The 5,366-nt window shown below is 40.9% G+C and carries 11 protein-coding genes; all 11 read left to right on the top strand.

Annotation, left to right across the window (positions count from 1 at the left end):
• Positions 1 to 94 precede the first annotated feature (94 nt).
• Complete coding sequence (locus tag AB1488_02760) at positions 95 to 1,234, top strand: 2-oxoacid:acceptor oxidoreductase subunit alpha (protein ID MEW6409019.1); 1,140 nt, start codon at positions 95 to 97, stop codon at positions 1,232 to 1,234.
• Between the two features lie 18 nt (positions 1,235 to 1,252).
• On the top strand, positions 1,253 to 2,152 hold the full coding sequence (locus AB1488_02755; GenBank protein ID MEW6409018.1) for a 2-oxoacid:ferredoxin oxidoreductase subunit beta: 900 nt from the start codon (positions 1,253 to 1,255) through the stop codon (positions 2,150 to 2,152).
• A gap of 77 nt (positions 2,153 to 2,229) precedes the next feature.
• Positions 2,230 to 2,439 carry a type II toxin-antitoxin system VapB family antitoxin gene (locus AB1488_02750; GenBank protein ID MEW6409017.1) on the top strand — a complete coding sequence of 70 codons (210 nt, stop codon included), beginning with the start codon at positions 2,230 to 2,232 and terminating at the stop codon, positions 2,437 to 2,439.
• The gene (locus tag AB1488_02745; protein ID MEW6409016.1) at positions 2,420 to 2,851 is read left to right on the top strand and encodes a type II toxin-antitoxin system VapC family toxin; all 432 of its coding nucleotides are present in this window, start codon (positions 2,420 to 2,422) and stop codon (positions 2,849 to 2,851) included. The genes AB1488_02750 and AB1488_02745 overlap by 20 nt, the downstream gene beginning before the upstream one ends.
• A 228-nt stretch (positions 2,852 to 3,079) precedes the next feature.
• The gene (locus AB1488_02740; GenBank protein ID MEW6409015.1) at positions 3,080 to 3,265 is read left to right on the top strand and encodes a hypothetical protein; all 186 of its coding nucleotides are present in this window, start codon (positions 3,080 to 3,082) and stop codon (positions 3,263 to 3,265) included.
• The gene (locus tag AB1488_02735; protein MEW6409014.1) at positions 3,243 to 3,512 is read left to right on the top strand and encodes a hypothetical protein; all 270 of its coding nucleotides are present in this window, start codon (positions 3,243 to 3,245) and stop codon (positions 3,510 to 3,512) included. Before AB1488_02740 ends, AB1488_02735 begins: the two co-directional genes overlap by 23 nt.
• 19 nt (positions 3,513 to 3,531) lie before the next feature.
• Positions 3,532 to 3,687, top strand: coding sequence for a hypothetical protein (locus AB1488_02730; GenBank protein MEW6409013.1), 156 nt, complete (start codon positions 3,532 to 3,534; stop codon positions 3,685 to 3,687).
• A 10-nt stretch (positions 3,688 to 3,697) separates the two neighbouring features.
• A complete protein-coding gene (locus AB1488_02725; protein MEW6409012.1) occupies positions 3,698 to 3,913 on the top strand; it encodes a hypothetical protein in 216 nt (71 codons plus the stop codon).
• 153 nt (positions 3,914 to 4,066) lie between these two features.
• A complete protein-coding gene (locus tag AB1488_02720; protein ID MEW6409011.1) occupies positions 4,067 to 4,639 on the top strand; it encodes a 2-oxoacid:acceptor oxidoreductase family protein in 573 nt (190 codons plus the stop codon).
• Positions 4,640 to 4,710: 71 nt separating this feature from the next.
• Complete coding sequence (locus AB1488_02715) at positions 4,711 to 5,136, top strand: OsmC family protein (protein ID MEW6409010.1); 426 nt, start codon at positions 4,711 to 4,713, stop codon at positions 5,134 to 5,136.
• Between the two features lie 22 nt (positions 5,137 to 5,158).
• Positions 5,159 to 5,366 (top strand): ATP synthase F0 subunit B (locus AB1488_02710; protein MEW6409009.1); only part of this gene is annotated, 208 nt, incomplete at its 3' end.

Below are 5,366 nucleotides of genomic sequence, written 5' to 3'. Positions count from 1 at the left end.
GGCAACTGCGATGTCCACTGCCCTGACTTTGCGATAACAGGGATGAAGAAGCGGATATTAAAAACAGTGAAGAGTGTAAAGTGAAAAGTGAGAAGTGAGAAGTAAAAAGATTAAAAGAGAGATTCTCCTTCAGGGTAATGAGGCGGTTGTTGAAGGGGCAATAGCTGCTGGTTGCAGGTTCTTTGCAGGCTATCCTATCAGCCCATCTTCAGAGATTGCAGAGATGATGTCAAGAAGACTGCCTGAAATTAGAGGAACCTTCATACAGATGGAGGATGAGATAGCCAGCCTCGGTGCTGTAATAGGGGCATCCCTTGCAGGGGTGAAGGCTATGACTGCGACAAGTGGACCAGGTTTTTCACTTATGCAGGAAAACCTGGGATTTGCGATAGCTGCGGAGATACCATGCGTGATTGTTAATGTTATGAGAGGTGGTCCGAGCACAGGACTTCCGACAGGCCCCTCACAGGGTGATGTAATGCAGGCAAGATGGGGGACACATGGTGATCACCCTGCTGTGGTGATCTCACCTTCTTCGGTAAAAGAGTGCCTTGACCTTACAGTAAGGGCGTTTAACCTTTCAGAAAAATACAGGATACCGGTGATACTCCTTTCTGATGAGATTATCGGACACATGAGGGAAAAGGTAACGCTGCCTTCCCCTGATGAAGTAGAGGTCTTTAACAGGGTGAGACCAACGATGCCTCCCGAGTGGTATATACCATATGAGGACACACCTGCTGGAGTCCCACCGATGGGGATATTCGGTGATGGTTATAGATACCATGTTACGGGTCTTACGCATGATATAAGGGGTTTTCCAACATCCCGGACTGATGAGGTTCCAATGTTTATAAACAGACTCCATAGAAAGATCCAACAGAACCTCAAGGATATACAATCGGCAGAGGGGTTTTTTACAGAAGATGCAGAGATTCTCATGGTTTCTTACGGTGCATCTTTCAGGTCAGCATTGAGGGCTGTAAAGGATGCAAGGATCCAGGGAATCAGGGTAGGTCTGATTAAACTCATTACCCTATGGCCCTTTATGGAAAAGTTCATTAAGAAGCATACAGAGAAGACTAAGGCTGTTATAGTGCCGGAGATGAATATGGGACAGATGGCAAGAGAAATCGAGCGGGCATGTTGCTGTCCTGTAGTGCGGGTAAACAGGGTAGATGGAACGATGATAAAACCATTGGAGATAATCGAAGCAATAAAAGAGCAAATATAGTAAAGGAAAGATACTGGCATGGTGGAAAAAGAAGAAGAAAAAGAGATTGAACTTACGAGGCTGATACATAAGTATCTCAGACATGACAAGAAATTCCCCACTGTCTGGTGCCCGGGATGTGGTAACGGAATTCTGCTAAGCGCTCTGATAAGGGCTATAGATAGAACGGGCTGGGATAAGAATGAGATTGTCATGGTCTCTGGTATTGGATGTATTGGAAGAATTGCTACATACTGTGATTTTGATACCCTTCATACCACACACGGCAGGGCACTTACATTTGCAACAGGCATCAAACTCGCTAACCCAGAACTTAAGGTCATAGTCGTTATGGGAGATGGAGATGCTACTGCCATAGGAGGGAATCATCTCATACATGCCGCAAGGAGAAACATAGACATCACTGCAATTATTCTCAATAACAGTATATATGGAATGACAGGTGGACAGTATTCACCAACCACGGATTATGGCAGAAAGGCAACCACAGCCCCTTATGGTACCATAGAACACAGTTTTGATATATCGAGGCTTGTGGAGGCAGCAGGTGCGCCATTTGTTGCGAGGGGGACGGTATTTCATGCAAGGATGCTCGATAGATTAATAGAGAAGGCACTGCTTAAGAGGGGCTTCGGTGTAGTGGAGGTTATAAGCCACTGTCATGTTTATTATGGTAGACTTAACAGGATGGGCTCAGCGGTAGATATGCTTTTCTATCAGAGGGATCATGTGGTTCAGGTTGAAAAGGCGAAGGATAAAGATATGACGGGAAAGTTCACAATAGGCGTCCTTATTGATAAAGAACTTCCAGTCTATGCTGAGGAATACGAGCATATAAGGAAGAAGGCAAGGGGAGAGGTTGAGGTCATTGAGAAGGTGGAGAAGGTCGCAGCAGAAAGACCGCATGAGGAGTTGTAAGGAATTGAGAATCTCAGGATTTTAATGCGTTGACAATGTGTATATAATTTTATAAAATACACATGGAGGTGATAATCGTGAGCACAACTTTAAAAGTAAGGAAACAGTTTATTCTTGATTCTTCAAAGATCAAGGCTGTCAGGAAAATCACAAAGGCAAAGACAGATACTGAGGCAATAAATAAGGCATTGGACCTTATGATAGCAAATAGCAAAATAAAAGAAATGCTTGCTTCGATCGAGGGCAAAGGAAATATTAAGGATGTCTATGGCAGGGTCTCCTGTTAAGATTATTCTTGATACTTCAATATATATTCCTTTCATCAATGCAGGCATTACTCATCCTATACTTGAACTTGAATATCAAACACCACTGCTTTATATGAGCGCAGTGGTTATTGAGGAACTTTATGCAGGGACCTTCGATAATGTAACAGTTAAGCTTCTGGACAGGATGTATGAAACCTTTTATAGTATTGATAGAATAGTGGTGCCTGATGCCTCCGACTGGCAAGGAACAGGAAAGGTTATTGCAAAGCTTGGACGGAAATATGGATTTGAAGATAAGTTTTTATCAAAGATTACCAATGATGTTTTGATTGCCTTTTCAGCAAAGAGAATAGGAGCATTTGTAGTAACACATAATACAAAGGATTTTTTAAGGATTAAAGAGTTTGTGAATTTTAAGTTGTCTCCCTGAATTCCTTATTATTTGTAGATATAAACTGTCATTCCTGCTCCGTATCAAGCCTGTCCTCAACTTGATTAAGGATAGGGGGTAAACTTGTCACCGCGAAAGTGGGGAGCGGAACACATTGAAAAAACAGAATAAATCAATTATTAAAGTATAAATATTTCAATTATTTACCAAAATATTAAATAATATATTGACAATGATTGAAATATATGATATATTGTATTTTAATTTATGAGCCCAATACTGAAACTAAACAGGCACAATGAAGCAAAGGAAATTTTATTTGAATTGAGGTATCAGATGTCTCTTACCTCACGAGAAAGATTTGAGCTTATGTTCAAAAAGACAAAAGAGATAAAAGATCTGCTGGAGAAAAGTGGACACAGAAAGCCTTTTGAGATTATTAAAAGAACATAAAGTTAATTTTGTAATAATCGGGGCTACAGCCTTCCCTGTTCACGGTTATGCACGCGCAACCTTAGACATAGATATTTTTATAAGACCCGAGAAATCCAACGCTGAAAGGGCATGGAATACACTAAAAGAATTCGGGTACGATGTAACAGATATTAAGTATAAAGGATCTGCTCAAAAAGAAAATCCTGATTCGCCAGTATGCTGTAGAAACCGACATCCATCCCTTTGTGAAGGGAGTAAGTTTTGATCGGGTATGGAAGAATAAGGTGAGAGCAAAATTCGGTGATACATTTATCTATTTTGCCTCACTCGATGATCTGATAAAGATGAAACAGGCGGCAGGAAGATCGAGAGATCTGGAAGACCTCAAAATCCTGCTGAGACTCAAGAGACTTAAATCCGTGAAGAAGGCCAAGAGGTGAAAGATAAAGCATGGAAGAGACAAAGAGCGAACGGTTTAAGCGGATAGCTTCCAAAAGGACAAATGAGATTCTTGAAAAGATAAGAATCTTAGGAAATTGCTCTAATAAGAGTTCTTATGAATATACCGAAGAAGAAGTCAATAAAATTTTCAATGAAATAGATAAGCAGTTAAAATTGATCAAATCCAAGTTTTTGGGAGGAAAGAGGGAAAGATTTAGGCTGTGAAAAAGACAAATTCAAAAAATGAATTATCAAATAAGCTGGGCGCCAGAGTGTCGGAACTCTGCAAAAAGTTGCAATAAAATGGGGTACAGAGTAAGATTTTGAAGAAGTTGCAGGGGTAGTTATAATGAAGAAGATGGGAGGAGTTCCGGGGTTATGCGTTATGAGATAAGGTTGAGTGGTTCAGGAGGGCAGGGACTCATCCTCGCAGGGCTGATACTTAGCGAGGCAGCAGGCATCCACAGGGGATGGAATGTTGTTCAAACACAGAGCTATGGTCCTGAATCCAGAGGAGGGGCATCACGCTCAGATATAATCATAAGTGATGAAGAGATAGATTATCCAGAGACAGAGATGCTTGATGTTCTTATTGCGATGAATCAGGCATCCCTTGATATTCATATCCATTATCTAAAAGACAGCGGGCTCTTGCTTGTTGACTCTACACTTGTCTCCCAGCCATACCGTGAAGATGCAGTCTGCATCCCATTTACTCAGATAGCTAAGGAAAGGTTTAATAACATACTGGTTGCTAATATGATTGCTATTGGTTCACTGGCACATGTTTTAAAGAGATATCAGGTGAATAAAAGGCTCTTATTTACCATAAACGCTATAGAGAAAGCGATTTCCACACATGTTCCTCAAGACATGCTGGAGGCTAATCTCAAGGCACTCCATAAGGGCATAAAAATCTTTAATAAGTCTATTACATATTCAAAAACATAACTCCCTTGACAATAAAAACATTAATATGCTATTTTTCAAGAGTTTGATTATTATCGGAGCTATTTAAAGGAATGGCGATAGAGGCTAATGTTACACTTGTAGAAGGGATGGAATTCAAAGGGACAGCTTCTTCAGGTCATACCCTTACCCTTGATGCCAATCATCAATACGGTGGCAGAAATTCAGGATTCAGGGCGATGGAACTTGTTCTTATCGGGCTTGCAGGATGCACAGGAATGGATGTTATATCGATACTCAGGAAAAAGAAGCAGGGTGTGGTGGGATTTGAGGTAAATGTAAAGGGTGAAAGGGCTGAGGAGCATCCCATGGTCTATAAAAAGATAGATGTCGAGTATGTGATTAAAGGGAGAGATATCTCAGAGGAGGCTGTGGCGAGGTCGATTTCGCTCTCCTGGGATAAATATTGTTCTGTAGGTGCGATGCTTAAGAAAACAGCAGATATGAATTATACCTATAAGATTATAGAAATCAGGTAATGAATAATTATGGTGGTAATTAATGATTGAACTAAACAAATGGTTTTTTATCCAGCTTTTCAACTTTCTATTCCTCCTGATAATCCTTAATATCCTACTTTTCAAACCAATCCTCAGGATTATAAGGAAAAGGTCAGATGCTATCTCTATTGCCCTTGATGAGGCGAAGGCGCTCAGAGAAAAGAGTGAGAGACTCCTTGCCGAGTTTAACAGGGCTATAGCTGAGGCGA

This window comes from Nitrospirota bacterium (assembly GCA_040756155.1).
In the GTDB taxonomy this organism is placed as follows: domain Bacteria; phylum Nitrospirota; class Thermodesulfovibrionia; order JACRGW01; family JBFLZU01; genus JBFLZU01.
This window is presented reverse-complemented; position numbering and strand designations above follow the sequence as displayed.

Bases quoted from the DNA above. Each gene is read 5' to 3' on its own strand.
- AB1488_02715 (MEW6409010.1), top strand. From the start codon at position 4,711: ATGGCGATAGAGGCTAATGTTACACTTGTAGAAGGGATGGAATTCAAA.
- AB1488_02755 (MEW6409018.1), top strand. From the start codon at position 1,253: ATGGTGGAAAAAGAAGAAGAAAAAGAGATTGAACTTACGAGGCTGATA.
- AB1488_02740 (MEW6409015.1), top strand. From the start codon at position 3,080: ATGAGCCCAATACTGAAACTAAACAGGCACAATGAAGCAAAGGAAATT.
- AB1488_02745 (MEW6409016.1), top strand. From the start codon at position 2,420: ATGGCAGGGTCTCCTGTTAAGATTATTCTTGATACTTCAATATATATT.
- AB1488_02720 (MEW6409011.1), top strand. From the start codon at position 4,067: ATGCGTTATGAGATAAGGTTGAGTGGTTCAGGAGGGCAGGGACTCATC.
- AB1488_02725 (MEW6409012.1), top strand. From the start codon at position 3,698: ATGGAAGAGACAAAGAGCGAACGGTTTAAGCGGATAGCTTCCAAAAGG.